Genomic DNA, 26427 nt, shown 5'->3' on the forward strand with positions numbered 1-26427 from the left:
GGTCACGCGGATAGCCGCCTAAGCTTCGAGTCGAAGGTCTTTTCGAACCCCTGCATCTAACACCCTGGCGGGCGCAAATCTACGCAGCAGCCGCATGCGGCTAGCAAGGCCCGGGGTGTAGTGGATCTTTGGATGCGCCACCGTTGCCGCCTTCAACACGATTTCGGCGACCACATCGGGCCCGTCCGCGCCCACTAGCGCTTCCTTGACGCGTTTCGCCACTCCCTCGCGAATCTCTCGATACACGTCGAGGGGCGCATCAGGTTGCATTAGGTTCGCGTCGAAAGGCGTATTGATGTAGGCAGGCTCGACCACCGAGACGCGAATGCCCTGCTTGCGCAGTTCATGGTCGAGCGATTCCGAATAGCCCGCGACCGCATGCTTGGTGGCGGAGTACAGCGCCATATAGGGCAGGGGTAGGAAACCCAGCACGGAGCCGATATTGATGATTCGCCCACCCTTTTGGCTGCGCATATGCGGCACAACGGCCCGGGTCATCCGCACCAGCCCGAAAAAGTTGGTATCAAAGATCGACTGAGCCTGCTCGATCGAACTTTCTTCAGCGCCGGCTGCTGCAACCCCGAAGCCTGCGTTGTTGACGAGAAGGTCGATGCGGCCTTCCAACTGCATCACCTTCTGGACCGCAGCTTCGACCGACTCGTCCTTGGTCACATCAAGGGGCAGCATCTCGAACGATCGTCGACCCGCCTGATCTCCACGTCTGCTGGTGCCGTAAACCTTGTAGCCAGCCTTCGCAAGCCGCTGCGCAGTCGCTTCACCGATGCCTGAAGAGGCCCCTGTAATGAGCGCAACCTTGTTTGCCATGTTCATCATGTTTCTCCTTGAACTGCGTATTGTGCTATTGAAATGATGTTCATCATATGTTCTGGCGAGCAGCTAGGCTGCATGTTTCAGTTGGCTTAGGTGGGGGGTAGATGCTTCAATGCGGCCGCGCACAGACTGTCCGACAGTGCAGGCTCGTCGACCGCACGGGCCAGCAGCAATGTGCCCACCATAGTGGCGACGGTCACGAGTGCCCGTTCGTGGGCACCGGGCTGCCCCCAGTCAGGCGACTGACGGGCGACAAGATCGATCATTTCCTTGACGTGCCGGGTGGTCACCCGGCGTACTTCGGGTGCCTGGCGAGGCGTCTCCGAGCCCAGTGCGGCCAGGGGACACCCCATTTCAACTTGTTCCAGGTGCTCGCGCGAGAGATAGACGCGAAGCATGGATGGCAAAGCCTGCTCGGAAGGCACGCTGGCGACAACCTCCGCCGCTACGGCAGCTGACTCAGCGCACGCCCGACTCGCTGCTTCGGTGAGCATGGCTTCGCGCGACGTGAAATGAGCATAGAAGGCGCCATGGGTCAGGCCGGCCTCCTTCATGATGTCGGCGACTCCGGTGCCGTCGTAGCCGCTACGACGGATCGCCCGCGCAGCTGCGGAAACGATGCGCTCGTGCGAGGCTTCCTTAGCCGCAGTTCTGACGTTGTGGTTCGTCTTTCGCATGACGATGATCATACATGATTCGCGAAACATGCGCTGTGACGTTCTTGGCGATGCCGTTAGGCGGCAACGCATCGCAATGAGACGAGCGAATACGGAAGCCGAATTAACGTCAGGACATGACCGAATACCAAAGGCTCACCCGAGAGTTGTGCTTCATTTCCGGAAACATCAATGCGGTGTCGACTGGCGATGTCGATCATGGTGGCGACGGGACGTGGCGCTACGCAGGGCGCGTCGTTCCGCGACGCCGCCGCCATCGACAACCTGCGCCGCGTCGACACGCTCATCGTGAGCAAGACGGGCACGCTGACGAGCGCCGGCTGGCTGTCTGATCCGGTCAAGGCCGGCACGCCCGAAGCGTTGGCTGTGCTGCATGCGGCGGGCCTGCGAATCGTGACGGCGACAGGCGACCACGCCCTGGACCGTCGCCGCGCGGCTGGGCATTCGGTGGAAGTCTCGTTGTGCGGGACACAGACAGCTTTGCTTTTCTGAACTCCATCGCTTCATCTGCCCGCAAGCGCTCTTCGAACATGCCCGCTTCCACGCACCGCTGCGAATCGGGGTGGCCAACGGAAACGCGCAACCCAAACTTTCGGGGTGCTTGGTACGCTATCTGAGAAAGTCTGTACCGAGCAGATAGTCTACTGTTCGATTGAGGTGAGTGCCTAGTAGCTCGCACGCGAGCTGCGGCCTTCGTTCAACAACCGCTTTCGCTAACTCTTCATGCTCACTGTTGAGATCACGCTCACGGTTCGCATGCAGCAACGATAGCCATCGATATCTCTCACTGTGTGTGAAAAGAAGGTCGCGGGCCCGAAGTAGCCAGTCGCTGCCGCAAGCATCGATAAGCGCGCGATGAAATTCAGAATGCGCGTCAGTGACCGCCAGTACATCTTCTGCCTCGGCTGGCCCGAGAATCGACAAACGCTTAAGGCGGTGAAGCGCAGACATGATTCTGCTCTCCCACTCTACATTGCCCAATTCGATCGCCTTTCGCAGACAAATCCCTTCCAGTTCGACTCGCGCACCTGCGAGATCAATGAACTCGCTAGCAGATACGGGCGCGACGCGGAAGCCCCGCTGCGGCTCCGCGACAACTAGCCCCTCCGCGGATAGCCGCGACAAGGCCTCTCGGATGACCCCAGAGCTCACGGAGAGCGCATCACCAAGATCGGCGATCTTCAACTTAACGTCGGGTGCGTACCGACCTTTAAGCAAATCGGCGCGCAAGACCTGATAAATCGAATGAGTGATGCTGCTGTTGCTTGGTGAGATACCCATATCTTTGTCTGCGCCGAATTAGAAATTGTGCTGCCGTGCCGATGCTGACCCACAGGAGAAAGCTGACGTCATTCTGGACGACTGGTCGTCTCGCGAGGCGCCCTCGCGAGAGGGCCTCAGATGGTGCTCAGGAAGGGGCTGTGACCGTCATCGACGTCGTTCCTTATGGCATCCGCACTCCAAGCCAGCTTCAGGATGATCATGTGCGGCCAGCCGACATAGGCGCCCGGCTGCCAAAGTCAGATCCCGGGAGCGGGTGAACGCACAAAAGGCTCACCACCAAGACCCTGCATCGCCTCACTCTTTTCAAGGAATATAGGATATTCTATAGGTTTGTCGACTTTATATCACAATGTCGTACAAATGGCGGTAAGGTGGAACTTTTCGGGCTTCAGAGTGGCGCGCAGTATGGACTGGGTGCCTCGATGGGAGCCGAAGATTCGCGTGTCCTACAGGAGGACAGTTCAGGATTTCCGAGCCGCCTCGGACCCAGTCGCCTCCACGGCTTGGGTAGCTCGGCACGCGAACTGTTTGCCTCGGGTCATGTGCGCTTCGAGTTCAAACGGCTGCCGCCGTCACCTTTCAGAAGGTGTGGCGGATTTGCATCGGGCTGAACTATCGTTTCTACCCGGGCGAGAGCGGGTTTAGGGTTTTCGAGTGCCCATCGGCTTACTCACGCCTTGGTTTCCAAAGCGCCGGAGACGGCGTGACCATCATTTGGTGCCGCTAATCCCGAGCAATTCGACGGAAAGGGCGACTTGGTTGCCATTTTGGGCGAAAGCCTGCGCCACTTCTCGGGTGACCCACCTTGCATTGGGCAATCAGCGTGAGCAGCTGCGGGTCGGCCGCGGTGGTTGCCGCCAGGCCCCGCGCAGTCCACTGCTCCCACAGTTGCCCCCTGTGCTTGAAGCTCAGGCTTCGCGGCTCCTGCCCGTGTCAAGATAGTTGTCGCCTGAGTCATGCAGCCAAGCGCTGTTTACGTAAGCGGTCCACGTCGGCCGCGACCACGCTGTCACGCTCCGGATTCAGTGTCACCGCGCCCGCTGGCGTCCAGTTGCGCGTGCTGCGCGCCCAGTGCGCCGGATGGCGCTCGCGCGCCTGGGCGTCCTGGGTGTAGAACGCGTGCGATCACCGCATCAAGGCATGGCTGTGCAGGCATGACGTAACGAATGCCGCTATACCGCCCAGCGCCTTGGCCCCGTTCTCGATGAATGAATTGGCATTCGGAATGAATGCCGGGATGTGATTGCCCTCAGTGCTTAGCAGCTTGCCGAAAGGCCAGTACCAGCGGCGCTTGAGCCGCAGATTTACGTGCACATCTACGGTGGGCATCACCACGAAAAGCATCGTCTGACTGGCAAAGCCCGGCGGGAAATGTGCGCGCAGCGCCCGGACAGGATTGCTCAGTAACTTCCAGAGCCATGCGAGGATGCGGTCAGATGTGTATGAGACATCGGGTTGTCCTTGAATGGGAGGGTTGAGATGCAGGCCTCGCGTTAGCAGCTAGGTCACGCATCACTTGGCCAGGAAGGCCAGTGCCTTGGGCACGAAGTCCTCGTGGTACTGGAAGATGCCTCCGTGACCTGCATCGGGGTAGACGATCAGCTCGCTGTTGGGCAGGCGCTTGGCTAGGTCGTAGGTATTGCTGGTCGGCACCATCCGGTCGTCGTCGCCATTGGCCACAAGGGCCGGCTGCTTGATCACCGAAAGGTCAGCGGGCCGCTTCTGTCCCCATGCGCTGAGCGCCTGCAACTGCGCCAGATACGCCCCCGCGGCGATGTCCTTATCGCGGTTCACGGTGCGCTCCTGCAGGCGCTTCAGGAAAGTCTTGCCGGCCTCGATCCCATCCGGCGTGCGGGTGAAGAAGAGGTACTGCTTCGGGTCTTGGCCGGTGAAGGTCGCGCGCAGCAGGTCGTAGTTCGCCACGCCTGCCACGGTGCTGATGCCTGGACCGCCCGCGGGGCCGGTGCCCGTCAGGATCAGCTTGCGCACGAGCTGCGGCTCTTTCAGCACGATCTCCTGGGCGATCATTCCGCCCATCGAGAAGCCGAAGAGGTCCACCTGCTTGAAGCCTTTGGCCTTGATGAAGGTGATGGCGTCGTCCGCCATTTGTTCGATGGTGTTAGCCGGCGAGCCGGTGGAGGCGCCGATGCCGCGGTTGTCGAACGCGACCACGTAGTGCTTCGCGGCGATGCCATCCACCACACGGGGGTCCCAGTTGTCCAGAACGGCGGCCAGATGGGTGAGCAAGATCACCGGCGTGCCGGCGTTCTTCTGGCCCAGCTCGCGGTACGCGAAGTCAACGCCGCCCGCAGAGAGGGCCTGCGTTGGCACGCTGTTCCATGTGAGGCCCTGCGTCGTGGCGACCTTGGCAGATGTGGCTGCGGCCACAGGCGGCTTGTCGGCCGTGGCGCAGGCCGACAGCAGCGTGGCAGAGAGAGCGAGCAGGCACAGGCCGACTCGGGACAGGTAAAGCATGGTGTCTCCGATGGAAAGAGTGATGGAGTGATGAAGAACTGAGGGGGCAATCAGGCTTGCTGTCGATAGCGGTCGGCAGCGTGCGCCTGCCGGATGTCCGCCAACAGTCCCTGACGCGCGCAGTCCAACGCAGTCCAGCGCTCGGCCACGTGCAGCGGAGGGATCGTGACCAGTTCGCGGCGGTCGAAACCGACCAGTGCCGCATCGACCAGTTCGCCGACGTCCATTACCTCGGTCAGCGTGTTGACGTCGATCCCGGCGCGCTCCCAGATTTCGGTGCGGGTGGCCGCTGGCAACACGGCTTGCACGTAGACCCCCTTGGGGGCCAGTTCCAAGCTCAGCCCCTGCGACAGGAACAGCACGAACGCCTTGGTGGCACCGTAGATCGACATGCCGAATTCGGGCGCGAAGCCGACCACGGAGCCGAGGTTGACGATCGAGCCAGCGCCTGCCTGCGCAAAGCGCGGCGCGGCTGCTGCCGCGAGCCGCGTGAGCGACGTGATGTTGAGCGCGATCAGACGGTCGATGCTCTCTGCCGTCTGCTGCTCGAAGCCGCCCGACTGGGCCATGCCGGCGTTGTTGATCAGGATGTCGATACGGGCGTCGTCACGCAGGCGGGCTTCGACGGTAGCCAGGTCGGCCTGATTCGTCAGGTCGGCCTGCAGCACGTCCACGGCAACCTGGTGTTCGTCGCGCAGGCGCTGCGCAAGCGCGTCCAGGCGTGCCTTGTCGCGCGCGACCAGCACGAGGTCGTGGCCTCGCTGCGCGAAGCGCTCGGCGTAGGTGGCGCCGATGCCGGTCGAAGCGCCCGTAATGAGGGCGGTGGATTGGGTGGTCATATGGACGTTCTCCGCAGATCAGAGGGCACCGGGCCGCAGCGTTGGGCCCGGCGCCTGTTTGCTTACCTGGCCTCGGCCAGCGTGGGGTAGTCGGTGTAGCCCGCGGCGCCTCCGCCGTAGAGCGTGGACGGGTTGAGCTGTGCCAGCGGCGCGCCGCTCTTCAATCGTTCGACAAGATCGGGGTTGCTGATGAACGGCCGACCGAAGGCAAACAGGTCCGCCTTGCCCGATTCGAGCTGGGCGGCAGCGAATTCCAGGTCGTAGCCGTTGTTGGCGAGGTAGGTCTGCTTGAAGCTGCTGCGCAGCGCGGCGAAGTTGAATGGCGCCACGTCGCGCGGGCCGCCCGTCGCACCTTCGACCACGTGCAGGTAGACGATGCCCAGCGTGCTGAGCTGTTCGACGATGTAGCCGTACTGCGGCTGCGGGTCGCTGCTGGAGATGCCGTTGGCCGGCGATACGGGGGAGATGCGCACGCCGGTGCGATCGGCACCGATCTCCTTCGCCACCGCGGCGACGACCTCCAGCAGCAGGCGGGCGCGGTTCTCGACCGAGCCGCCGTAGGCGTCGGTGCGATGGTTGGCCCCGTCCTTGATGAACTGCTCCAGCAGGTAGCCATTGGCGCCGTGGACCTCCACGCCGTCGAAGCCGGCGGCGATGGCGTTGGCAGCGGCCTGGCGGAAGTCGTTCACGATGCCCGGCAGCTCGTTCAATTCGAGGGCGCGGGGCTCGGACACGTCGGCAAAGCCGTTGTTGGCGAAGGTCTTGGTCGCCGCGCGGATGGCCGAGGGCGCGACCGGCGCGGCACCGCCCGGCTGCACATCGACGTGCGACACGCGGCCCACGTGCCAGAGCTGCACGAAGATGCGCCCGCCCTGGGCGTGCACGGCGTCCGTGACCTGGCGCCAGCCGGCGATCTGCTCGGGCGTGTACAGGCCGGGGGTGTCCTGGTAGCCCTGGGCCTGGGCCGACACCTGGGTGGCCTCTGTGATGATCAGGCCGGCCGAAGCGCGCTGGGCGTAGTAGGTCGCGGCCAGTTCGCTGGGTACCAAGCCGGCGCCGGCGCGGTTGCGGGTCAGCGGCGCCATGACGATGCGATTGGCGAGGGTCAGAGGTCCCAGCTTGTATGGCTCGAAGAGCGCTTTCTTGCTCATGTCGGTATACGTTCTCTTGAATGGATGGACGTGCGGCCGATGCGATGCGGCCGCCGAGTGAAGTCAATGGCTGGTGGCGCACGTACTCGTGCGCACCGTCACTCCGCCAGGAACTGGATGGCGTGCTTGAGGAAGCGCTCGGGGTCCTGGAACTGCGCGCCGTGGCCGGCGTCCGGGTAGACCAGGAGCTGGGCGTTGGGGATGTTCTGCGCCAGGTGCCAGGAGTTGATCGTGGGGATCATCACGTCCTTGACCCCGTTGAGCACCAGCGTGGGCTGCTGGATGGCATTCAGGTAGGCGTAGGGGTTCTCGCCAGCCAGCGGCGGCAGGTAGGCGCCATGTGCTTCGGCCTGCGCCTGGGCCACCGCTGCGGAGCTGGGCGGGTCCTGGTCGACACGCTGGTGGCGGCGCTTCCAGAAGGCCTGCCCAGCCTGCTTGGCGGCTTCGGAGCGCCCGAAGAACAGGTAGAGGAAGTCCTCCACCGTGGGCACCGGTCGGGGCGCGACTTCGAGCACCTTGGGCTCCATGTTCGGATCGCCGCCGCGCAGCCCGGTGCCCAGCAGCAGCAGCTTGCGCACGAGCTGCGGATGGCGCAGCGTCACCTCCTGCACCTGGAAGCCCCCGAGCGAGAAGCCCAGCAGGTCCACCTGCGACAGACCCAGCGCCTGGATTACCAGCGCAATGTCGTCGGCCATGTCCTCGATGCGGTTGCGCGGAGTGCCGCTCGACGAGGCAATGCCACGGCCGTTGAAGAGGATGACCTCGCGGCCAGTGGCGAGACCATCGGTCAGCAGCGGGTCCCAGTGATCCATGCCACCGCGGAAGTGCTGCACGAAGAACAGCGGCGGCTGCGAACTCGAGGCGTTGCCCCAGCGGCGGTAGGCGAACTTGTCGCCATCGACCTCGACGAACTGGGTGGGTGCGGTCAGGTGCGTGTTGCTCATGATCAGGGTCCTTTCAAGTGAGATCCATCAATGATGACGGTCATAATCTAACTTGTCAAGGGGTTTGATGATGAACGACATCAATGTATAGTGAGACCTCCTGGCACAGCGAAAAATCAACTCAACTCCGATATGAAGGTCACCAAGGCACAAGCGCAGGCGAACCGGGCGCACATCGTCGAAACAGCGTCGGCGCTCTTCCGCGAGCGTGGCTACGACGGCGTGGGCGTTGCCGACCTGATGGCCGCTGCGGGCTTCACCCACGGCGGCTTCTACAAGCACTTCGGCTCCAAGGCCGATCTGATGGCGGAATCCGCAGCGTGCGGCATCGCGCAGACAGCGGCGCTGACCGCGGGAGTAGACACCCCGGATTTCGTGCGCGCCTACGTCTCGCGCGAGCATCGCGACGCCCGCGCCAGCGGTTGCACGATGGCTGCGCTGGGCGGGGACGCCGCCCGTCAGCCCGAAGCGGTCCGGTCGACGTTCTTGGCTGGCATCGAGAGCCTGCTGGCTGAGCTGAGCCGCGCGGGCACTGCATTGGATGGTGCAGATCCGGAACAGGCGCGAGCCCGGTCGCTCGGCATCCTGACCCACGTGGTGGGCGCCATCGTCCTGTCGCGCGCCTGCCCGGACGATTCGCCGCTGGCCGACGAGATCCTGACGGTGTGCCGCGATGCGATCCTCGCGTCGGTGGACCTGCCTGGGAGCCCGTCTGCGAAAACGCGCTCATCAGCGCGAGAGCGCAGCGCGAGTTGATTTCCGGGCCTTGAGCGGAGGGGCGGTCGCCGGCCTGCGAGCGCCCATCCGCAGTGTTCGGTGATTGTTTCTCGGGACAAATGCGCCTCGTGGACCAACGAGGAAGTCCAGGTCGCAGCCCTCATCTGCTTGCAAGACGTGGTCGACATGCAGGCGCCAGTAGCCGCTCTCCAGCGGCGCTGTGGGCGCCTTCCACTTGGTGAGACGTGCGACCAGCTCTTCGGCGCTGACATGCAGGCGCAGCAGGCGCTGCGGCACGCTCAGCTCGATGAGGTCCCCATCACGAACGGCCGCGAGAGGGCCGCCGGCAGCGGCCTCGGGGCCGAATGCAGTACCCACGGTGCCCTAGGCCGTTCGGCTCGCCGCCGCAGCCATGATGTCCAGATTGCCGGCGTACTTGGGCAGGTAGCTGATTTCGATGACGTGTTTCTCGCGCAGCTGCTGGAGAACCCGATTCACCGATTGTCGCGAAGCGCCAACCATCGCCGCCAGGTCTGACTGCGACATCTGTATCTGCGACTGATCCGGATCGTCTTGCTCTGCGGTGCGCAGTTGCATGGTTCCGGAAAGCAAGAGCTGCCTCGCCACACGTACCGGAAGGCTGTCCAAACTGGCGCATTCGTAGTTTTGCGCCATCGCCCGAAACTGTGCAGCCATCAGGCGCGAAATAGCCCGGTCGAATAGCTACCCAGCCTCCGAAGGACTCGCGGGGCCAGAACTCAGCTCGGCACCTCCGGGGCATCGGAGTAACTGAGAACGGTATGCATACTATCCACCATCGTGAATTTTCGCGGCGGCACGTTCGAATTGGTCGGCTAAATCGATCAGGCTCTCCGCCTGCCAATCCCATGCTTGCTGGGAAGACGCATCGGGAGCGGGCGCGCCGCCGTACTCCAGCGGACGATCCACATACGCCGTCTGCAAACCACAAGCCCTTGCCGCCGCCAGGTCGCTATGGTGGCAGGCCACCAGGCACAGCTCCTGGGGCGGGAGTCCGAGTGCACCGGCGGTGGCGAGGTATGCCGTCGGCTGGGGCTTATAAGCCTTGGCGAGTTCTGCGCCGAGGATGGCATCCCACTGCAACCCATTGAAGCGGTTCATCGCCACCATGAGTGACACATTGGCATTCGACAGTGTGACCACGGGAAGGTGAGTTCGCAGTCGGCTCAAGCCAAGTGGAACGTCGGGCCAGGGATCGAGCCGACGCCATGCGCTGGAAAGACCATGGAGCGTTGACGGCTCAAATCGGCTCGCGGGCAAGTTGTATTGCTCAAGCAGCTCCAGCAACATTTCATGGTGAAGCTCATCCAGTGGCACGAACGGCCTATCGCCACTGCGGCAGCGCTGCATCGCCGGTTGGTAGAGCATCCGCCACTCCAATGCAAACCGTTCAGCGCTGACGCCTGGTAAATGGTTCGCAACGAACGAGCGGGTTTCGCGAGCAATGCTCTGATGCCAATCGACCACTGTGCCGAAGACATCGAACGCCAACGCTTTTGGCAGCTTCATGTAGTTTCTCCTTGATCCGTGTTCTTGATAGGCCAGCGCCACACCATGCCGGAGATAGAAATGGGTTATCTCCGGGAGCGCCTGCTGCGATTACAGCTGTCAACTGATTCAGCGTTGTCTTCGGCGGAACTTTGGGGATCGTCATCGAGGCATTCGATGCAGGCGTCCAGCAGCTCGTGCAGCGCGGCGACGCGCGCGATTCCCAGACGCTCGTTGAGCGCCAGTTGCGCCGCCTTCCAGGTCCGTTGCCCCTCGGTCTGCTTGGCTCGACCCGCTTCTGTGGCCTCCACCAAGCGGCTGCGCGCATCGCTACCCGCACCGATCTGCAGCCACCCATGCGCCACCAGCGGCTGCATGTTGCGCGTCAACGTCGAAGCATCCATGTGCATGCGTTTGGCCAGTTCGCCCGGACGGATAGGCCCAAGCCTGACGACGTGTGACAGCAGCGCGTATTGCGTGTTCTTCAGTCCCGTCTCGCTGACGTGGTAGTCGTAGTGACGCGTCACCATGCGAGTGAGCTGGCGGAGCTTCAGGTTCGTACACCCTTGCGGCTTGGCGGCGTTCTTCATGTGCTACATTGTATATGCAACCTTTGTATGTGCAATCGTGTCGAGCGAAAGGAGTGCCGGATGGAAGTCGACGACGTAGTAGCCCGCTGGGAAGCGGACGAAGCGCTTGTGCGCGCGCGCCAAAGTGCTCCGGGCGCAGAGCCCAAGGGAAAGGTCTTTGGCCGCTCGGGCATGGAGATGTTCGAGGCAATCTTCTCGGGCGAGCTGCCCCCTCCGCCGATCAACGACACGGTCAACATCCTGGCGATCCACATCGAACCCGGAGTCGCCGTCTTCCAGGGGCGACCGCAAAGGAGCCTCTACAACCCGCTCGGCACCGTGCATGGCGGCTGGTTCGCCACGCTGCTGGACTCTGCCGTGGGGTGTGCCGTGCATTCGACGCTACCCGCCGGCAAAGGCTTCACCACCCTGGAACTCAAGGTGAACATGCTTCGCGCGCTCAACGATCAAGTGCCGCTGGTGCGTGCGGAAGGCAAGTTGATCCACGCCGGACGGCAAGTTGCCGTGGCCGAAGGTCGGATCGTCGGCCCCGACGGAAAGATCTATGCGCATGCAACCACGACCTGCCTCATCTTCGACCAACCCGCTCTCACGACAGGGAGTTCCGATGAGCAAGCCTGAAATCGTTCTTTGTGCGCCGTTGCGCACGCCGATCGGCACCTTTGGTGGTGCGTTGAAAGACACCCCTGCAACCACGCTGGGCGCGGCTGTAGTGCGCGAAACCCTCCGGCGCGCCGGCCTGCCTTCTGAGGCTGTCGATACCGTGGTGCTGGGTCAGGTGATCCAGGCCGGGGCCAAGATGAACCCTGCACGTCAAGCCGCCATTGGCGGCGGCCTCCCGTTGCAGGTGCCCGCAGTGACCGTCAACCGCGTTTGCGGTTCTGGTGCGCAGGCCATCGCCAGCGCTGCGCTGGAGGTGGCCGCCGGGTACGCCAAGGCGGCGATCGCTGGCGGCATGGAGAACATGGATCAAGCCCCGTATCTCTCGCTTGGTGCGCGCTGGGGCAGTCGCATGGGCGACGCCGCCATGCTCGCAGCCTGCTGCGAGACGGTCTCAACGATGCCTTCAGCGGACAGCATTCGGGCTGGCATACCGAAGACCTGGTCAGCCAGTACGGGATCACCCGCGAAGATCAGGACCGCTGGGCAGCGCGCTCGCAACAGCGTTTCAGCGCGGCACAGGGGGCAGGCAAGTTCGACGAGGAAATCGTTGCGATCGAACTGGCCGGCCGCAAGGGGCCGGTGCGCTTCGACCGCGACGAGGCCAACCGCCCCGACACGACCATCGAAACGCTGGCCAAGCTCAAGCCCGCTTTCCGCAAGGACGGCAGCATTACCGCCGGCAACGCGTCTGGACTCAATAGCGGCGCGGCTGCGGTGATCGTTGCGGAACGCGGCTTTGCCGAGAAGCACGGCCTCCAGCCTTGGGCGCGACTCGTCGCGCAGGGCGTGGCCGGGGTCGAGCCCGGCAGGCGACTAGTTGCACGTGGAAAGCAAGGTGCTGGAAGTTCGCCAGTCCAAGTCCAGGCCCGAGCAAGGGCTGGTCAAGGTGCGGAGGAACAGCCTGAATCAGGACGGGGGCGTCGTGCAGATTTCCGTCGGCAATGTGGTGGTTCCGCGCCGGTCGGCATCGTCGGGTGAGCCGCAGCACGATATTTCTCAAAGGAGCGAAGCATGAAATACACCGTCTTTGGAAAAACCGGCCTGCGTGTGTCGCAAGTCGCATTGGGCACGGGCAACTTCGGCACGGGCTGGGGTTATGGTGCCGACCCCGATGCCGCAGAGGCCGTCTTCAACGCCTATGCCGAGGCCGGCGGCAACTTCATCGACACGGCAGACGTTTACCAGTTCGGCCAATCGGAAGAACTGCTCGGCACTCTGCTGCAGGGGCGGCGCGAGGACTTTGTGCTGGCCACCAAGTTCACCAACGGCGCCGTGCCGAACGCGAACCGGTTGGTCACCGGCAACAGCCGCAAAGCACTGGTGGCTTCCGTGGAGGCGAGCCTCAAGCGCCTCAAGACCGACAGGATCGACATCTACTGGGCGCACCATCCCGATGGCGTCACGCCCATCGAGGAGATCGTCCGCGGCTTCGAGGATCTGGCGCGTACGGGCAAGATCCTCTATGCAGGCTTGTCGAACTTCCCCGCCTGGCGCCTGGCCCGTGCGGTCACCCTGGCTGAACTGACCCACGCGGTACCCATTGCGGCGGCCCAGTTCGAGCACAGCCTGGTGCGCCGTGAGCCCGAGGCCGACCTGTTCCCGGCCGCGCGCGCCCTGGACCTGGGCGTGGTGACCTGGTCACCGTTGGGCGGGGGCATGTTGACCGGCAAGTACCGGCAAGGAGAAAAGGGCCGGGCTGAAGGCTTTGGCGGCCGGGTCTTCCAGCCGGAGAACTCGGCGCAGCGCACGCAGGTTCTGGACACCGTGCTGGCTGTAGCAAGCGAGTTGGGCGTCAGCGCAGGCCAGGTTGCTATTGCCTGGGCCGGCACGCATGGGGCCGTGCCGATCATCGGACCGCGCTCGGTTGCCCAACTGATCGACAACCTCGGTGCGCTGACGGTCGACCTCTCGGCCGAACAACTCCATCGCCTTGATACCGCAAGCAGCCTCGTGCCATCGGCGCCGTCACGGTCGCCGGTTCCCTGGGCCGGAGAACTCACCGAAGTCGTCGCCTGAGCTGAGCCTGCCGCTGCAGATAGCAGCAATAGTCGGCGATCCATCCTGGAGGTCGCTGCCAACGAACGGCCACGTGCAATCGCGTGGCCGTTCGCTTTTGCAGAACTTGGTGCTCGCCTGGTATCGCCCAACCATCCGTCCGTCGAGCCGCTAGAGCCTCCTCGTTCGTGGCTTTGCTGCTGGGCGTGCTCGACGCAGACCTCTTGCACCGCTCCGACCAGCGTCGTCCAGAGCCTCTTGGTCCGTTGGTCCGTCATGAGTCCGGACCCGCCCGATCGACCATGGCAGTTGCGGCAGATGCGTGTGCTCGATCCCGACCCCGATCGGCGCCTAGCCCAACAATCAGATTGATGCACATGGGCAACTGCGCAGGGCTTCAACGGCGTGAAGCCGCTCTCTCGAAGCAGTTCACTGCGTCCCAGGAGGCGCACCGACCTTTGCTCGGGAAAACCCGCTCTTTGCGCGTCCAGTCAAGCACGACTTCCCTTTGAACGCAGTCCATCCCGGTTGCGCTGCGTATCGTTCTTCGGTTCATAAGTTCACGGCCCTGAGCCGAAAGGAGACAACGATGCCCCTACATATTCAATCATCACCGCGGCGCGCATTCCATCAAGGCGCGCTGGTGCTTGCCGCAGCCCCGCTGGCTATCCTTTCCGGCGAGGCTGCCGCAGCCTATGCCTCTACCGAAACTGTGCTGAAACATCACCTTGGTGCGTTTGCCAAAGGCTTGGACGAAATCATGCAAGACTATTCCGACTCTTCGGTCCTCCTCACGCATGACAAAAAGTATCACGGCAAGGAGGAGATCCGAGGCTTCTTCGACGGTTTCCTGAAGTCGGTCAAGCCAGGCTTCTGGGAAGCCTTCAAGATCAATGCGCAGGCGATCGACGGCGACGTGGCCTATCTTGTTTGGGAGGCGAAGCCCTTCGTGAATATCGCGACTGACACCCTGGTGGTGCGCAAGGGCAAGATCGCGGCTCAGACGTTCACTGCCGGCTAGGTCTTGCTCGAACTTTTGAAGGACTGAATCGATAGCGGTCTTTCCAGTGAAACAGCGATGCATGCGCGTCGGGCGAGATTTCCATCTGCTGCTGCGGCGCCCACGCCGGACCTACTTGCGCCTGATGCGCGCACTCTGATGAGAGCGGGTTGTCGCTCAGCCTAGTTGAGCGAGGAGCTAGGTAGCCGTGAGTCGCGGTGGAACCGCGAGTTGCGTGCCAGCCGTGTCTTGAAAGGGGCCCGCACGAGCTATCGCGGAGCCGTCTCGCGAAACTCCCGGGGCCCGACGCCATACTGCAGCTTGAAGATCCTCGTGAAATGCGAAGGGTCCGCGAATCCCCAGGTATAAGCAATCTCCGCGACGCTGCAGTCCCGATAGGTCCGGCTGCGAAGGTCGTCCCTGCATCGCTCTAGTCGTTGCGTTCTGATCCACACTGAAGCGCTCACGCCGATCTGAGCAAAGAGCATGTGTACGTACCGCGGCGACATGTTGTTGGCTGCCGCGATACTGGTCGGCGACAGGTGGTCGTCCTGCAGGTGGGCGAGAATGTAGTCCTGCAGTTGCTTCAGGTAGCGCGATGACAGTCCGCGCTGTGGCGCCTCGACGCGATGGCACATCGCCGCGGTCAGCAACTCCAGCGTGGCACGCCGTACGCCGGCATTGTCGCCTTCGGTGAAGAGTTCCAGTTGATGTGCGAGGCTGTCGATGTGCGAATAGAGAACCGCACCGATTCCGACGCGGCTGTCGATCACCGTACCGGTGAATCCCGTGCCACGGGGAAGTCGCTCCTTGACCTCCGCCCAAGGCAGTACTAGCGACACCTTGTGCAGACGTTCCATCACCGTGAATTCGGCTGGCTGCGCGCTCGTCCAGATCACCAGGTCTCCCGCACCCAGGCTGATGTCCTCTCCCGCGAAATGGAATCTCTCGCGCCCAGCCTTGGTAATCTGCACGCCGATGTAGGGGACGGGCTCACGGCCGACAAATTGCGGCAGCCGGCTTCCCGAGCAGGGGTCGCACACGCACTCGACCGCGCGCAGGCCGTTGATGTCGCGGCTCCGAATGCTCGCCGAGAAACCGTCGGCGACCGATTCTGTGACCTGCCAATGGCCGTAGTTCTGCGTGAGGGCGGCTTGCCACGCGTCAGTGGCCTCGGACCTGCGGATGCCGGCGGTCGACCAGTGCTGTACCGTCAAGGGGCTCTTCATGCTGGCGTTTGCTTGCATGTTGTCTCCGTTGTGCACGTGACCCCGATGGGTCGCGATGCAGAATATCCGGGAGCAGCGCGGGTGCCGAGGGGGTTTGCACTCAGTGGTAGTGACCGTGGCGCTCTAGCACTTCGATTTTGTACCCGTCCGGGTCCTGGATGAAGAAGAAGCGCGCGAGCAGTTCCTCCCCGCGCTTGAATTCCTTCACATCTCCGGGCTGATAACCCATGCCCAATAGGCGCGCCCTTTCGGCGTTCGCATCGTCGACCACGGCGGCGATGTGCCCGTAGCCGCTGCCGTGGGTGTAGGGCTCCTCCCTGCCCTTGTTCAGCGTCAACTCCAGTTCGAATTCGCACTCGCCGCTGCGCAGGTAAACCAGCGCGAAATCCGGAAAGTCCAGCCGATGGGACTCGGATAGATCCAACAGGTCGGCGTAGAAGCGCATTGAACGATCCAGGTCGGCTACCCGGATCATGGTGTGGATGATCTTGGACATGAGGGAAATCGGAGCCCGAATTCAAGGCACTCGATCGTCTACCTATGCGCGTCGACGTGCGCCTGCCAGGCGCCCTGCGCCTCTTCCCAGCCGATGTTGGCAATCACGCTTGCATCGGGGTTGATGAACGCGAGCGGCCCGGAAAACGTCATGTAGAACGCGCTCGGGACGGGGAAGTAGGTCTTGTCGTGGCGCGCGCCGGAAGACTCGAAGCCGTAGCCCGGCGCCAGCGCCGTATCGCCTCCTTCGGCCTTGCCCCCGCGCACGTCCATGCGGCCCTTGTAGAGGAAATATTCGCCCGGCCCGGTGTGGAAGTGCGCATTGAAGGACGAGCCCTCCGGACACTCGAACACGGCCGTCCAACTGCCAGCCTCCGGCGAGACGTAAAGCAACCTCCAGGTGATGCCCCCCTTTGAAAAGGCGTCGGGAAAAGGCGCCCACGGCATGTCGTCTATCTGGACGTACTCTTCCTTGGCTTTCATTTTGGCCATTTGTTCTGTCTCCTTGCTCGCAAGAGCTTCAAGTGATTACACGGGCATCGGCCCCCCGCAACGACGAGCCGACGAAACGCGCGCCCTGGGACTGCGCGAAGGCATGTCTTGGAACACGCTCACACAAACGATAGGCGGCGCGGGCGCGAACGACTGGGGCTTGCAGGAAGTACTGCTTGACTGCGCGCGAACTCCACGGATTGAAGGTCTCCGGGTTAACGCGAATACCGGGGGGGTAAGCGGTCCACGTCGACCGCGACCACGTTGTCACGCTTCGGATTCAGTGTCACCGCGCCCGCTGGCGTCCAGTTGCGCGTGCTGCGCGCCGAGTGCGCCGGATGGCGCTCGCGCGCCTGGGTATAGAGCGCGTGCGATCACCGCATCAAGGCCAGCATGGCGCTGTGCAGGCGTGACGTAGCGAATGCCGCTATGGCGATGGCGATGTTCGACGCTGTACCAACGCACGAATGCCCTGGCCCAGGCGGCGAGCAGCGTGCAGGTCGCCAAAGCCCTTGGCAGGGAACTCAGGGCGGTACTTGGCGGTGCGAAACCGCGACTCGGCATAGGCGTTGTCATCGCTCACGCGCGGCCTGGAGTACGACGGCTTCACAACCAGCAGATCGGGCAGCGGGTGTTTGTCGTGCACGTTGGCTGCGCACACCCTCATGCGTTTGACATGGCGAGCCGGCGACCTCGCAAAACAGAAGTTCATGGCCGCACCCACAAGCCTGTTGAAAAAATAAATTTTTCTGTGTAATATCGACAAACGGCTGACGCAACCGAGCATTGTCCGACGCTGGATGAGTGGAAGGTGATCGTTAGTCGAGGTCCGGCGGCTTGACCCTTTGGGTCAAGCCTCGCAATCCAACACGCCCAGGAGACAAAAGTGTTAATCCATCATCCGCTCACTTCGGTCAAGAGAATTTCCGCATGTTGGAAGGCGGTCATATTCAGTCTGATCGCAATGGCTTTCTCTCTGCCGCAATACAGCGCTGGTAGCGAGCAATATCCGTCAAAGCCAATAGTAGTCAAGGTGGCGTTTCCGGCCGGAGGTGGAGTAGACGGGGTTGTCAGGCAAATTCTCGCAGCGCTTCAAAGTTCGCTTGGTCAACCCGTCGTAGTTGAAAACCTTCCGGGCGTAGGTGGTGCTATTGGCGCCATGAACGTCGCGAGAGCGTCGTCGGACGGATACACGCTGCTTGCCCACGCGAACGATCTGATTCTCGCGCCACTTGTGTTGTCGTCCGCCCAATACAAGGCGAGCGACTTTAGGCTGATCACCCCATTATCTCGCAGCGACTTCATTCTTGTAGCTCGGCCAGGGCTTGCAGGAAAAAAGCTCAAAGATTTAGTTGAGATGAGTAAAACAGCGCAGGGGGGGCTATCCATCGCGCACCAGGGTCTTGGATCGCTATCGCATTTGGCCAGTGAAGATTTTGCCTCGTTCGCCGGAATGCAAATCACAGGAGTGCCCTATAAGGGAGGGGCGCCAATCATTCAGGATCTTCTCGGGAACCATGTCGACTTAGCCTTTTTGCCTATTGCAGCCAACAGCATTTCTATGATCAAAGAAGGCCGGATCATTCCAGTCGGCCTAGCTGCATCGCAGCGCAACGCAGAGATTCCCGATGTAGCAACTCTCGCGGAGGGGCGTGATCGCACGTTTGAATACGCCTCCTGGAGTGTGATTATGGTGAAGCGGGATGTGCCTGAGAGCGTTGCCGAAAGGCTAAACATCGCTATTCGCAAGGCGATTGAAACGCCTGAATTCCAAAGATTTGCCAAAGATAGTGCCGCCAAGCCATTCGGTATGTCGCTGAAAGAAGCTGATGTCTTTTACGCATCAGCTATCAAGCAGTACGCAGATATGGCGGTCAAGTTCAAATTGCAGCCGCAGTGATCTCTAGAAGCGCGGTCTTTGCCGAAAGAAATTTTTGTAGCTCGGAGTGCACCGCGGCTGGCTCCAAATTTTATGTGACCCAAAGTATCTAACGTATGACAGAAAGAGGCGGAATTGTGAATGATTTGATTAAGCATAGTGTTGACGGCCCAGTTTCCATTTTGTCGATGGAAGCACGCCCGCACAATTTTATGAGTATTGCATTTTTGGACGCGGTACTGGATGGTTTGTCCGCAGCTGAGTCCGCAGGGTCACGAGCGGTCATTCTGCGCAGCGGTCTCAAGAATTTCTCTGCAGGCGCGGACGTCGACTATTTGAATGAAGTGCGAAACGCCGCTATCGCGGGTCGTGCACATCCGTATGACCTTCCCGGCTTTCTCACTCGATTCGAATCATGTCGATTGCCAGTAATCGCTAGCGTGCACGGCATCTGCGTGGGGGGGGGATTGGAATTGGCAATCGCTTGCGACTACATCATTGCATCCGAGTCGGCGAAGCTGGGATGTGTTGAAGTGGTCGTCGGCTTGCATCCGTTGATGGGTGCAGTCCAGCGGATTACCCAACGCGCCGGTGCATTGCGCGCAAGTGAGATGGCGATTCTTGGACGCAGATACGACGCCTCTACTCTGGAGCGATGGAACTTGCTTAACTTGGTGGTCCCAGACGACCGATTGCAGTCGGCCACGCTGAGCATTGCTAACGAAATCGCTGCCGGCCCCACTGTCGCTCACACCGCATCAAAGCAACTAATTCGCATTTCTGTGAGTCAGGGAGTAGCCGCCGCAGACGCGGCGATGACGCAGCTTCAGGCCTCAATCTGGGCTTCCAAGGACCTCGTGCTCGGGCTTGCTGCGTACAAAGCAGGCGACTTGGGCTCGACCAAATACGAGGGGGTTTAGCCATGAGCGGCCCACTAAGTGGAATCAGAGTCGTTGACTTTTCACGTGTGCTCGCCGGCCCATTGTGTGCCCGAACCTTGATGGATCTGGGTGCCGATGTGATCAAGGTCGAACCGCCACGGCAAGACCTTTCCCGGTTCGCCTACCCAAGGACTTCGGGCATGTCGGGATACTACGCGCAGCAGAACGCTGGAAAGCGCAACGTCTGCATTGATCTCAACGTGCCGGGAGCACTCGACGTCATCCTCAAGCTATGTGACGAAGCAGATGTTGTCGTTGAGAATTTCCGCGCCGGAACGATGAAGTTTCTGGGATTGGATTATGAGACCTTGGCAGCGCGCAATTCGCGCTTGATCTATGTATCCATCTCCGGGTATGGCCAACTCGGACCTTGGGCCAGCAGGATGGCATACGCACCTGTAATTCAGGCAGAGTCCGGATTTACGCGTAATAGTCTGGACCATTACGGCGCAGCGTTAGAGCGGTCAATGACCGACAGTCTCTCGCATGCTGATGTGTATACCGGCTTGCAAGGCGCAATCGCCGCATTGGCGGCGTTGAACCGGCGGTCCCTGACCGGTGTTGGTCAGCACGTCGATGTTCCGATGGCTGCCACGATGCTCGCAATGAGTGAGCGTGCACATTTCGATCTGAATCCGGAGGAACTTAACGACGAACCACCCATTCTCGGCGCGGCGGATTGTCCTTTCTTTGAAGGACCGAACGGTGAGCAGATCGTGTTGAGTGCGAGCTTGGTTGGCTCTCTTACGTTTCCATTCTTTCTTAAAGCGATGCGTCGACCTGACCTAGCGTCTGACGTGCGCTTTGCAACGGCGACCGCTCGAAAACAGAATGTGGCCGACTTGCATCGGATAGTGCAGACATGGTTCTACACATTTCAGGGCATTGCAGCTCTCGATTGCCAATTGGACGAAGCGAAAATCGCGATGGGTGTGATCCGTACGGCGTCTGCCTTGACTACCTCAGTGTGGGCTGAACATTGGCGCGCAGTAGAGCGTGTGCCGAACCGCCGCGGCGGAGAGTACATATTGCCCGGTCGTCCGTGGCGGTTTTCCAAGGATGAACTAACGCCTCCTGGATCGCCTGCATTCCGAGGCGAGCACAACCGAGAGGTACTTTCGAGTATCGGAGTGTCAGAGGAGCATGTTAATTCGCTCTTTGATGCTGGCGCACTACTCATCGACTCAGAAAACCTCTCGCAAATAAATTGAGAATTCTTGAATGCCGCGGCCCAGCCGAGAGTACTGACTCCAAGCAACGGCATCGTACATGCCGCGTCACATAACCAGATAGCTCTGTCAGATTTTTTACAGGATCCAGCATCATGACTGAAAAGCACGAAGTACTTGAATCTTTCTGGAGATCCGCTTGGGAACGAACGCCTACGCCTATGCAATGGGCTGGCCAACTTTCTGTTGATGAAGGCAGTCTTATTCAGATTCAAGTGGGAGATCGCTATGAAGCCCACGGAATTCGCCGATTTGGTTGGAAGGTTGCAGCAACCAACAAGGCTGTTCAGCAACAACTCGGAGTTTCCGAGCCTGGATTCGGATCGATTTATGAAAATAAAGTGCTTTGGTCTGGGGCTGCCTTAGCTTCGAGCCAGCTTATTCAGCCGCACATTGAATGCGAGCTGGCATTTCTGCTCAACAAAAATATCAAATCTGCCCGTACGCTTGAAGACATGGCTGAGTCTGTTGATTTTGTATACCCAGCATTCGAATACATCGAGAAGCGTGTAACGGTTCTCGATATGGGCGTGGCTTTTGCTGACAACGCGGAACACACGGGAATCGTTCTAGGCCAGCCCGTCAGGCATCAAATCGATAGAGACTACAGGCAAGTCGTTTGTACGTTGTTCAAAAACACATCACTGATTGACTCCGCTCCCGGTGAGGTTGTGTTGGGAAATCCGCTGAATTCGATCTTGTGGCTAAAGCAGCGGCTGGAGAAATACCAGCGTCAGCTTACTGAAGGCATGGTCGTCATGACTGGTTCATTTCTGCGTCAGCTTCCTGTTTCATCGGGAGATCACATTCGAGCCGAGTTCTCCGGGCTCGGTGTTGTGGACGTTAATGTGGTTAATTAGATTAAATTTTCCCACGGGTGAATTGTTTTAAATACTTACGAAATTGGAATTAATATGAAGATTGCGCGCTTCTCAGAGCACGGTCGCGATGGCTTGGCCGTAGCCCTTGATGGAATGGACTTTAAAGGACTTTTCTTAGATAAATTGGGCATCGCTGGCGATCTGCAGACCGCGCTGGAAGGTGGCCCGAACGCCATCCGAAAATTGACGCGCACTCTTTCACTTGGCGAAGATGTTGATTTGGCGCAGGTTTCGCTTAGACCGCCGCTGCTCTCGCCAGAAAAAATCATTTGTATTGGTCTGAATTATGTGGATCACTCGGCTGAAAGTGGATTTGTGCCGCCAGCTTATCCGACTGTATTCTCTCGTTTCAATTCAAGTTTGATCGGCCATGGAGATCCGATTGAAAGGCCTCAGACGTCAGAGCAGCTTGACTACGAGGGTGAAATTGCGTTTGTGATTGGAATCGGCGGGCGAAACATTTCAAAATCGACAGCGCTCAAACATGTTTTTGGTTATTCATTGTTCAATGACGCGTCATTGCGTGACTATCAAACCCGGACGCCACAATGGACTATCGGCAAAAATTTCGACAAAACAGGTGCGTTTGGCCCGTATCTCGTGACAGCTGACGAGTTGCCCGAAGGTGCAAAGGGACTGTCGCTGCAAACTCGCCTAAATGGCAATCTGGTGCAAGACGGAAACACGGACGATCTGATTTTCGATATTCCTACGCTGATCGCCGAATTGAGTGCGGTTATGACTTTGCGCCCAGGTGATGTTGTCGTCACAGGAACGCCAGCTGGCGTGGGCGCTGCACGCAAGCCGCCGCTGTGGATGGTCCCTGGCGATGTTTGCGAGATCAGTGCAAGCGGGCTAGGAACTCTTCGAAATCCGATTGTCGCTGCGGGTTAAAGGAATGACGCTGACCGATAAGAGGTCGCTCCGCCTAGCGAGGGGAATATTCCTGCAAAGAGATCTACGCATCGCCCGGTAATCTCTACTTCCTTTTTGAACACCAGACTTGAGGTTAAAGCAATGATCAACAGATCTTTGAAAATCCGAAGCATTTCCGCCAGGCCAATCGTCATCAAGCTCAAACGACCCATTGTTACGCGAATGGGTTCGTTTGCTGATTGGCCCATTGTCTTGGTTGATTTGATGACGGAAGATGGTGTGATTGGTCGCAGCTATCTGCAGCCTTACATCATTAAATCTATGCGTTATTTGGTAGCTGCTCTTGAAGATGTCGGGGCGATGCTTAAAGGTCAAGCTGTGTCGCCGATTGACTTGTTCAATGCAGTCCGGAAATCGCTTCATTTAATTGGTTATGAAGGTTTCTCAATGATTGCTGCTTCAGGTGTCGACATGGCGGCATGGGATGCGCTTTCAAAGAGCGCGCAACTCCCGTTGTGTGCAATGCTTGGTGGCTCTGTCGGCTCAGTCAAATGCTACAACACTAACGGTCTTTGGCTTCAGGAACCAAGGGCCGCGGCCGAAGAAGCTAAGGAACTTATGGATGAAGGTGGATTCACCAGCTTGAAGATGAGATTGGGTCGAGAAAAGATAGCTGATGACCTTGCCACTCTCGATGCAGTTCGAGAGGCGGTTGGTGATGAAGTTGATTTAATGGTTGATTTTAATCAGGGTCTTAACCTCGCCGAGGCTCTACAGCGATGTCATTTGATTGACGATCATGGACTGATCTGGATCGAAGAACCACTGCTTTATGACAACTTTGATGGATATGCGCGCCTAGCGGCAGATCTTAAAACTCCTCTGCAAATGGGCGAGAACATTTACGGGTCGCGGGAGCTGTACAAATCAATTCAAAAGAAGGCATCTGATCTAGTCATGCTGGATCTAATGCGCATCGGCGGCGTAACTGGATGGACGCGAGCGGCTGCTATTGCGGGTGCCGCAGGGTTGCCCTTATCGTCCCACGTTTATCCCGAGGTTTCAGCACATATGATGCGAGTGTCGGAAACCGCCCATTGGCTAGAGTGGAATGACTGGCACAACGTAATATTGCAGACCCCGTATGAGGTCAAGGGCGGAAATCTCCTAATTCCCGATGTCCCCGGCGTGGGATTGGAATGGGATGAAAAAGCTGTTCAGCATTATCTAATCTAGCAGCCCACGCGGAGCATTGCATACACATCATTTCACATCTTTCCCCACTCAGGTTGCGGCTGCAACTTAAAGCGCTAATTGAACCTAATCCCGTGACGATTAGAGCCTGCAGCATATTTTTCACTTTTCGTATTTAATTGATCATGACAAATAGCATAGATACTCCTTCGCGTTACAGAATGCCGACGGTGTTTGGACCCAGTCCCGGACCGCGCCAAGGACCGAATGGAGAAAGATTTGACCTTAGTGATGCGCCGCGCACTATCGCTTCAATCAGCTTTTTAACGGATGAAGCTGAGCTTCGCAAATTGCTGCCGCCGAATTGCGAACTCGACGGTGAACCCATCGTCACTGTGGAACATGTGACGTTGACAGAACTTGAGTGGCTCGCCGGGCGCGGTTATTCACTGCTTTCGGTTTCATATCCAGTCCGCTACCGCGGCGCTAGCGAATCAGTTCGCGGGTCATTCATGTCTGTCCTATGGGAAAACCGATGTGAACCAATCCTTACTGGCCGTGAGGAACTAGGATTTTCGAAGCTGTACTGTGAGCTGCCAGAGCCCCGAATCCTACAAGGGACTCGACTCCACACGGCCGTTTGGGAAGGGCACGAATTTATCCGGATGGCATTCAGCGACTTGGTGGTCGGGGCGCCGCCGAAGTCACCGGAAAGTGATGGAATTCTGCACCATCGCTACATCCCTAGCCTGCGCCAAGTAGGCGAAGCCGCTGTTGACGAAATGGTGTTGTCTCCACAAGTCAGTTCAGCCAAGCCTCGATATACCTCTTTTGTTTCAGGTATTGGAGAAGTCAAATTTATCCGCTCTACATGGGAGGAGCTTCCAACTATGTTTCACATAGTGAATGCACTTGAAAGTCTGCCAGTGCTTTCACCGCGTTTTAGCTATATCGCCGAAGTGCGAGGCGCTACCGATCTTTCTGAGCAGCGAGTACTGGGATGATCGATTTGGCATGTGCATTCTGAGTCCCATGCGATGTATCCAACGCGGCTTGAACTATTGGACAGGTTTGTTAGTCGGCCCGCTTCAAAGTTCGCAATGCAGGTGCACACGCGGTTGCGTTGCCCAACCTTTGGATTGCGCAGTGCAGTTTGATGGGAATGCAGGCAGATTGAACTCGCCAGGCGAACTGATACCAGGCGCCTGAGCATACGAATCGATGCGAATCAGAACATCGATGCACCTTGAAACAGCTTACGCAGACCATCTTTAATCGAACTCTCAATAGAACGGCATATCAGGGGATCCTGCTTGTTCTGGCATTCATAAAGTCAAAAATAGAGTTCACCTTCGAGAACGTCCACATCGGAAACGCTATGACACTCGCGCATGCTTATGCGGCCCAGTCCGCCACCACCCCACTCGCACCGTTCACTTTCCAGCGTAGATTTCTGACGGCGCGGGATGTTGCCATTGACATTTTGTACTGCGGCGTCTGCCACTCTGACCTGCACACCGCAAGGAGCGAATGGGGCCCGTCGGTATATCCCTGTGTGCCTGGCCATGAGATCGTCGGACGTGTGAGTGAAGTGGGAACGGACGTTTCAAAATTCAAAGTGGGTGACTTCGTCGGCGTGGGCTGCATGGTGGATAGTTGCCAGCACTGTCAACCTTGCGCTCAAGGTCTCGAACAGTACTGCGACAACGGCATGACCGGGACCTACAACAGCCAGGAACAAGTGTCGCGCGCCAATACGTTGGGCGGATACTCGGACCACATCGTGGTATCTGAAAAATTTGTCCTAAGAATCTCACACCACGAAAAGGCCCTAGCTGCTGTAGCGCCATTGTTGTGTGCGGGCATCACAACTTATTCGCCTCTGCGCTACTGGAAGGTTGGTCCGGGCCAGAAGGTGGGTATTGTTGGGCTGGGCGGGCTTGGGCACATGGGGATAAAGATCGCGACAGCGCTGGGTGCGCACGTCGTCCTATTTACCACTTCGCCTAGCAAGACCGAGGACGCGCTGCGGTTGGGAGCCAAGGAAGTCGTTGTTTCGGAGAATGCCGACGCATTGGCGATCCATAGCAACAGCTTTGACTTCATTCTCGATACGGTCGCGGTCGCTCACAACTTGGATCCGCTAGTGACACTGCTTAAGATGAACGGCACTTTGGTCTTGGTTGGGATACCGAGTTCGCCGAATCCTTCGCCCGGCGCATTTGGCCTCATCAGCAAACGACGCAGTATCTCCGGGTCGATGATCGGCGGCATTGCTGAGACTCAGGAGATGTTGGACTTCTGCGCGAAACACAACATCGTCTCTGACGTCGAGATCATCAAGATGCCGCAAATCAACGAGGCCTATGAGCGGATGCTCAAAAGTGATGTCAAGTACCGCTTCGTCATCGACATGGCAACGGTGCGTTAACTCGCGCTAGTCAATCTGGCTGTGTTAATTGAAGTGGAATCGGCGGGTGGACCAACCGTGTCAGAGCTTGCGAGCATATTGGCCGGT

General features: G+C 59.5%; 28 protein-coding genes and 3 pseudogenes. 15 read left to right on the top strand and 16 right to left on the bottom strand.

What is annotated here, in order from left to right:
* Positions 1 to 18 precede the first annotated feature (18 nt).
* Positions 19 to 831, bottom strand: coding sequence for an oxidoreductase (locus QZH52_RS23855; RefSeq protein ID WP_286619662.1), 813 nt, complete (start codon positions 829 to 831; stop codon positions 19 to 21).
* A gap of 89 nt (positions 832 to 920) precedes the next feature.
* A complete protein-coding gene (locus tag QZH52_RS23860) occupies positions 921 to 1520 on the bottom strand; it encodes a TetR/AcrR family transcriptional regulator (RefSeq protein WP_076196730.1) in 600 nt (199 codons plus the stop codon).
* A 177-nt stretch (positions 1521 to 1697) separates the two neighbouring features.
* On the opposite strand from QZH52_RS23860, the gene QZH52_RS23865 reads away from it, so the two are divergent.
* Positions 1698 to 2000, top strand: coding sequence for a hypothetical protein (locus QZH52_RS23865; protein WP_301813104.1), 303 nt, complete (start codon positions 1698 to 1700; stop codon positions 1998 to 2000).
* A gap of 117 nt (positions 2001 to 2117) precedes the next feature.
* On the opposite strand, the gene QZH52_RS23870 is transcribed toward QZH52_RS23865, so the two are convergent.
* From QZH52_RS23870 to QZH52_RS23895, 6 genes are all read right to left on the bottom strand, one after another.
* Complete coding sequence (locus tag QZH52_RS23870; protein ID WP_076196726.1) at positions 2118 to 2789, bottom strand: GntR family transcriptional regulator; 672 nt, start codon at positions 2787 to 2789, stop codon at positions 2118 to 2120.
* Between the two features lie 1128 nt (positions 2790 to 3917).
* On the bottom strand, positions 3918 to 4127 hold the full coding sequence (locus QZH52_RS23875) for a hypothetical protein (RefSeq protein WP_286539755.1): 210 nt from the start codon (positions 4125 to 4127) through the stop codon (positions 3918 to 3920).
* A 177-nt stretch (positions 4128 to 4304) separates the two neighbouring features.
* Positions 4305 to 5267 (bottom strand): alpha/beta fold hydrolase, encoded by a 963-nt coding sequence (locus QZH52_RS23880; protein WP_286539754.1) that lies wholly within the window; start codon positions 5265 to 5267, stop codon positions 4305 to 4307.
* A gap of 50 nt (positions 5268 to 5317) precedes the next feature.
* Entirely contained in the window at positions 5318 to 6106 is a 789-nt protein-coding gene (locus QZH52_RS23885; protein WP_286621151.1) for an SDR family NAD(P)-dependent oxidoreductase, read from the bottom strand.
* Positions 6107 to 6168: 62 nt separating this feature from the next.
* Positions 6169 to 7257, bottom strand: coding sequence for an alkene reductase (locus QZH52_RS23890; RefSeq protein WP_301812992.1), 1089 nt, complete (start codon positions 7255 to 7257; stop codon positions 6169 to 6171).
* A 98-nt stretch (positions 7258 to 7355) separates the two neighbouring features.
* Complete coding sequence (locus QZH52_RS23895; RefSeq protein ID WP_286539748.1) at positions 7356 to 8201, bottom strand: alpha/beta fold hydrolase; 846 nt, start codon at positions 8199 to 8201, stop codon at positions 7356 to 7358.
* A gap of 132 nt (positions 8202 to 8333) precedes the next feature.
* Between QZH52_RS23895 and QZH52_RS23900 the strand changes: the two genes are divergently transcribed.
* Positions 8334 to 8957 (top strand): TetR/AcrR family transcriptional regulator, encoded by a 624-nt coding sequence (locus QZH52_RS23900; protein ID WP_301812993.1) that lies wholly within the window; start codon positions 8334 to 8336, stop codon positions 8955 to 8957.
* Between the two features lie 60 nt (positions 8958 to 9017).
* On the opposite strand, the pseudogene QZH52_RS23905 reads toward QZH52_RS23900, so the two are convergent.
* The 4 genes and pseudogenes from QZH52_RS23905 to QZH52_RS23920 all read right to left on the bottom strand — a co-directional run.
* Positions 9018 to 9281 (bottom strand): annotated as a pseudogene (locus QZH52_RS23905) (dihydroxy-acid dehydratase); the annotation flags it as partial.
* A 21-nt stretch (positions 9282 to 9302) separates the two neighbouring features.
* Positions 9303 to 9614: a helix-turn-helix domain-containing protein gene (locus tag QZH52_RS23910; RefSeq protein WP_366919317.1), complete on the bottom strand. Its 312-nt coding sequence runs from the start codon at positions 9612 to 9614 to the stop codon at positions 9303 to 9305.
* Positions 9615 to 9725: 111 nt separating this feature from the next.
* Entirely contained in the window at positions 9726 to 10466 is a 741-nt protein-coding gene (locus QZH52_RS23915) for a haloacid dehalogenase type II (protein WP_301812994.1), read from the bottom strand.
* A 65-nt stretch (positions 10467 to 10531) separates the two neighbouring features.
* Entirely contained in the window at positions 10532 to 11035 is a 504-nt protein-coding gene (locus QZH52_RS23920) for a MarR family winged helix-turn-helix transcriptional regulator (protein ID WP_301812995.1), read from the bottom strand.
* A gap of 60 nt (positions 11036 to 11095) precedes the next feature.
* On the opposite strand from QZH52_RS23920, the gene QZH52_RS23925 reads away from it, so the two are divergent.
* The 5 genes and pseudogenes from QZH52_RS23925 (at position 11096) to QZH52_RS23945 (ending at position 14714) form a co-directional block, all read left to right on the top strand.
* Complete coding sequence (locus QZH52_RS23925; RefSeq protein ID WP_301812996.1) at positions 11096 to 11656, top strand: PaaI family thioesterase; 561 nt, start codon at positions 11096 to 11098, stop codon at positions 11654 to 11656.
* Positions 11643 to 12367 (top strand): annotated as a pseudogene (locus QZH52_RS23930) (thiolase family protein); the annotation flags it as partial. The gene QZH52_RS23925 and the pseudogene QZH52_RS23930, both read left to right, overlap by 14 nt.
* 154 nt (positions 12368 to 12521) lie before the next feature.
* The gene (locus QZH52_RS23935) at positions 12522 to 12713 is read left to right on the top strand and encodes a hotdog family protein (RefSeq protein ID WP_286541502.1); all 192 of its coding nucleotides are present in this window, start codon (positions 12522 to 12524) and stop codon (positions 12711 to 12713) included.
* Entirely contained in the window at positions 12710 to 13714 is a 1005-nt protein-coding gene (locus QZH52_RS23940; protein ID WP_286621150.1) for an aldo/keto reductase, read from the top strand. Before QZH52_RS23935 ends, QZH52_RS23940 begins: the two co-directional genes overlap by 4 nt.
* A gap of 568 nt (positions 13715 to 14282) precedes the next feature.
* Positions 14283 to 14714, top strand: coding sequence for a nuclear transport factor 2-like protein (locus QZH52_RS23945; RefSeq protein WP_301812997.1), 432 nt, complete (start codon positions 14283 to 14285; stop codon positions 14712 to 14714).
* Positions 14715 to 14962: 248 nt separating this feature from the next.
* Here the strand turns inward: QZH52_RS23945 and QZH52_RS23950 are convergent, their stop codons facing one another.
* From QZH52_RS23950 to QZH52_RS23965, 4 genes and pseudogenes are all read right to left on the bottom strand, one after another.
* Positions 14963 to 15940: a helix-turn-helix domain-containing protein gene (locus QZH52_RS23950; protein WP_286539731.1), complete on the bottom strand. Its 978-nt coding sequence runs from the start codon at positions 15938 to 15940 to the stop codon at positions 14963 to 14965.
* A gap of 82 nt (positions 15941 to 16022) precedes the next feature.
* Positions 16023 to 16418, bottom strand: a complete 396-nt coding sequence (locus QZH52_RS23955; RefSeq protein ID WP_286539728.1) for a VOC family protein — start codon at positions 16416 to 16418, stop codon at positions 16023 to 16025.
* A gap of 38 nt (positions 16419 to 16456) precedes the next feature.
* Positions 16457 to 16909: a cupin domain-containing protein gene (locus tag QZH52_RS23960; RefSeq protein ID WP_286539725.1), complete on the bottom strand. Its 453-nt coding sequence runs from the start codon at positions 16907 to 16909 to the stop codon at positions 16457 to 16459.
* A 215-nt stretch (positions 16910 to 17124) separates the two neighbouring features.
* Positions 17125 to 17525, bottom strand: a pseudogene (locus tag QZH52_RS23965) (integrase core domain-containing protein); the annotation flags it as partial.
* Between the two features lie 270 nt (positions 17526 to 17795).
* Here QZH52_RS23965 and QZH52_RS23970 point away from each other — a divergent pair.
* The 8 genes from QZH52_RS23970 to QZH52_RS24005 all read left to right on the top strand — a co-directional run bounded on the left by QZH52_RS23970 (position 17796) and on the right by QZH52_RS24005 (position 26340).
* Entirely contained in the window at positions 17796 to 18809 is a 1014-nt protein-coding gene (locus tag QZH52_RS23970; RefSeq protein ID WP_286647980.1) for a tripartite tricarboxylate transporter substrate binding protein, read from the top strand.
* Positions 18810 to 18925: 116 nt separating this feature from the next.
* Positions 18926 to 19708, top strand: coding sequence for an enoyl-CoA hydratase/isomerase family protein (locus tag QZH52_RS23975; protein WP_286539719.1), 783 nt, complete (start codon positions 18926 to 18928; stop codon positions 19706 to 19708).
* A 2-nt stretch (positions 19709 to 19710) separates the two neighbouring features.
* Positions 19711 to 20940 (top strand): CaiB/BaiF CoA transferase family protein, encoded by a 1230-nt coding sequence (locus QZH52_RS23980; RefSeq protein ID WP_301812998.1) that lies wholly within the window; start codon positions 19711 to 19713, stop codon positions 20938 to 20940.
* A 113-nt stretch (positions 20941 to 21053) separates the two neighbouring features.
* Complete coding sequence (locus QZH52_RS23985) at positions 21054 to 21818, top strand: 2-keto-4-pentenoate hydratase (RefSeq protein ID WP_286647978.1); 765 nt, start codon at positions 21054 to 21056, stop codon at positions 21816 to 21818.
* A 54-nt stretch (positions 21819 to 21872) separates the two neighbouring features.
* Positions 21873 to 22733, top strand: coding sequence for a fumarylacetoacetate hydrolase family protein (locus QZH52_RS23990; protein ID WP_286539715.1), 861 nt, complete (start codon positions 21873 to 21875; stop codon positions 22731 to 22733).
* Positions 22734 to 22856: 123 nt separating this feature from the next.
* The gene (locus QZH52_RS23995) at positions 22857 to 23951 is read left to right on the top strand and encodes an enolase C-terminal domain-like protein (RefSeq protein ID WP_286539714.1); all 1095 of its coding nucleotides are present in this window, start codon (positions 22857 to 22859) and stop codon (positions 23949 to 23951) included.
* Positions 23952 to 24130: 179 nt separating this feature from the next.
* A complete protein-coding gene (locus tag QZH52_RS24000) occupies positions 24131 to 24913 on the top strand; it encodes an acetoacetate decarboxylase family protein (protein ID WP_286541423.1) in 783 nt (260 codons plus the stop codon).
* 374 nt (positions 24914 to 25287) lie between these two features.
* The gene (locus QZH52_RS24005; RefSeq protein WP_301813098.1) at positions 25288 to 26340 is read left to right on the top strand and encodes an NAD(P)-dependent alcohol dehydrogenase; all 1053 of its coding nucleotides are present in this window, start codon (positions 25288 to 25290) and stop codon (positions 26338 to 26340) included.
* Positions 26341 to 26427 lie beyond the last annotated feature (87 nt).

Source organism: Variovorax ginsengisoli, assembly GCF_030486595.1.
Classification (GTDB): domain Bacteria; phylum Pseudomonadota; class Gammaproteobacteria; order Burkholderiales; family Burkholderiaceae_C; genus Variovorax; species Variovorax ginsengisoli_B.

Coding starts and splice junctions, on each gene's coding strand:
- QZH52_RS23910 (WP_366919317.1), bottom strand. CDS start 9,614: ATGGCTGCACAGTTTCGGGCGATGGCGCAAAACTACGAATGCGCCAGT.
- QZH52_RS23955 (WP_286539728.1), bottom strand. CDS start 16,418: ATGTCCAAGATCATCCACACCATGATCCGGGTAGCCGACCTGGATCGT.
- QZH52_RS23860 (WP_076196730.1), bottom strand. CDS start 1,520: ATGATCATCGTCATGCGAAAGACGAACCACAACGTCAGAACTGCGGCT.
- QZH52_RS23960 (WP_286539725.1), bottom strand. CDS start 16,909: ATGGCCAAAATGAAAGCCAAGGAAGAGTACGTCCAGATAGACGACATG.
- QZH52_RS23865 (WP_301813104.1), top strand. CDS start 1,698: ATGTCGATCATGGTGGCGACGGGACGTGGCGCTACGCAGGGCGCGTCG.
- QZH52_RS23945 (WP_301812997.1), top strand. CDS start 14,283: ATGCCCCTACATATTCAATCATCACCGCGGCGCGCATTCCATCAAGGC.
- QZH52_RS23870 (WP_076196726.1), bottom strand. CDS start 2,789: ATGGGTATCTCACCAAGCAACAGCAGCATCACTCATTCGATTTATCAG.
- QZH52_RS23985 (WP_286647978.1), top strand. CDS start 21,054: ATGACTGAAAAGCACGAAGTACTTGAATCTTTCTGGAGATCCGCTTGG.
- QZH52_RS24000 (WP_286541423.1), top strand. CDS start 24,131: ATGCCGACGGTGTTTGGACCCAGTCCCGGACCGCGCCAAGGACCGAAT.
- QZH52_RS23995 (WP_286539714.1), top strand. CDS start 22,857: ATGATCAACAGATCTTTGAAAATCCGAAGCATTTCCGCCAGGCCAATC.
- QZH52_RS23915 (WP_301812994.1), bottom strand. CDS start 10,466: ATGAAGCTGCCAAAAGCGTTGGCGTTCGATGTCTTCGGCACAGTGGTC.
- QZH52_RS23900 (WP_301812993.1), top strand. CDS start 8,334: ATGAAGGTCACCAAGGCACAAGCGCAGGCGAACCGGGCGCACATCGTC.
- QZH52_RS24005 (WP_301813098.1), top strand. CDS start 25,288: ATGACACTCGCGCATGCTTATGCGGCCCAGTCCGCCACCACCCCACTC.
- QZH52_RS23950 (WP_286539731.1), bottom strand. CDS start 15,940: ATGCAAGCAAACGCCAGCATGAAGAGCCCCTTGACGGTACAGCACTGG.
- QZH52_RS23980 (WP_301812998.1), top strand. CDS start 19,711: ATGAGCGGCCCACTAAGTGGAATCAGAGTCGTTGACTTTTCACGTGTG.
- QZH52_RS23895 (WP_286539748.1), bottom strand. CDS start 8,201: ATGAGCAACACGCACCTGACCGCACCCACCCAGTTCGTCGAGGTCGAT.
- QZH52_RS23885 (WP_286621151.1), bottom strand. CDS start 6,106: ATGACCACCCAATCCACCGCCCTCATTACGGGCGCTTCGACCGGCATC.
- QZH52_RS23990 (WP_286539715.1), top strand. CDS start 21,873: ATGAAGATTGCGCGCTTCTCAGAGCACGGTCGCGATGGCTTGGCCGTA.
- QZH52_RS23925 (WP_301812996.1), top strand. CDS start 11,096: ATGGAAGTCGACGACGTAGTAGCCCGCTGGGAAGCGGACGAAGCGCTT.
- QZH52_RS23890 (WP_301812992.1), bottom strand. CDS start 7,257: ATGAGCAAGAAAGCGCTCTTCGAGCCATACAAGCTGGGACCTCTGACC.
- QZH52_RS23920 (WP_301812995.1), bottom strand. CDS start 11,035: ATGAAGAACGCCGCCAAGCCGCAAGGGTGTACGAACCTGAAGCTCCGC.
- QZH52_RS23940 (WP_286621150.1), top strand. CDS start 12,710: ATGAAATACACCGTCTTTGGAAAAACCGGCCTGCGTGTGTCGCAAGTC.
- QZH52_RS23855 (WP_286619662.1), bottom strand. CDS start 831: ATGAACATGGCAAACAAGGTTGCGCTCATTACAGGGGCCTCTTCAGGC.
- QZH52_RS23880 (WP_286539754.1), bottom strand. CDS start 5,267: ATGCTTTACCTGTCCCGAGTCGGCCTGTGCCTGCTCGCTCTCTCTGCC.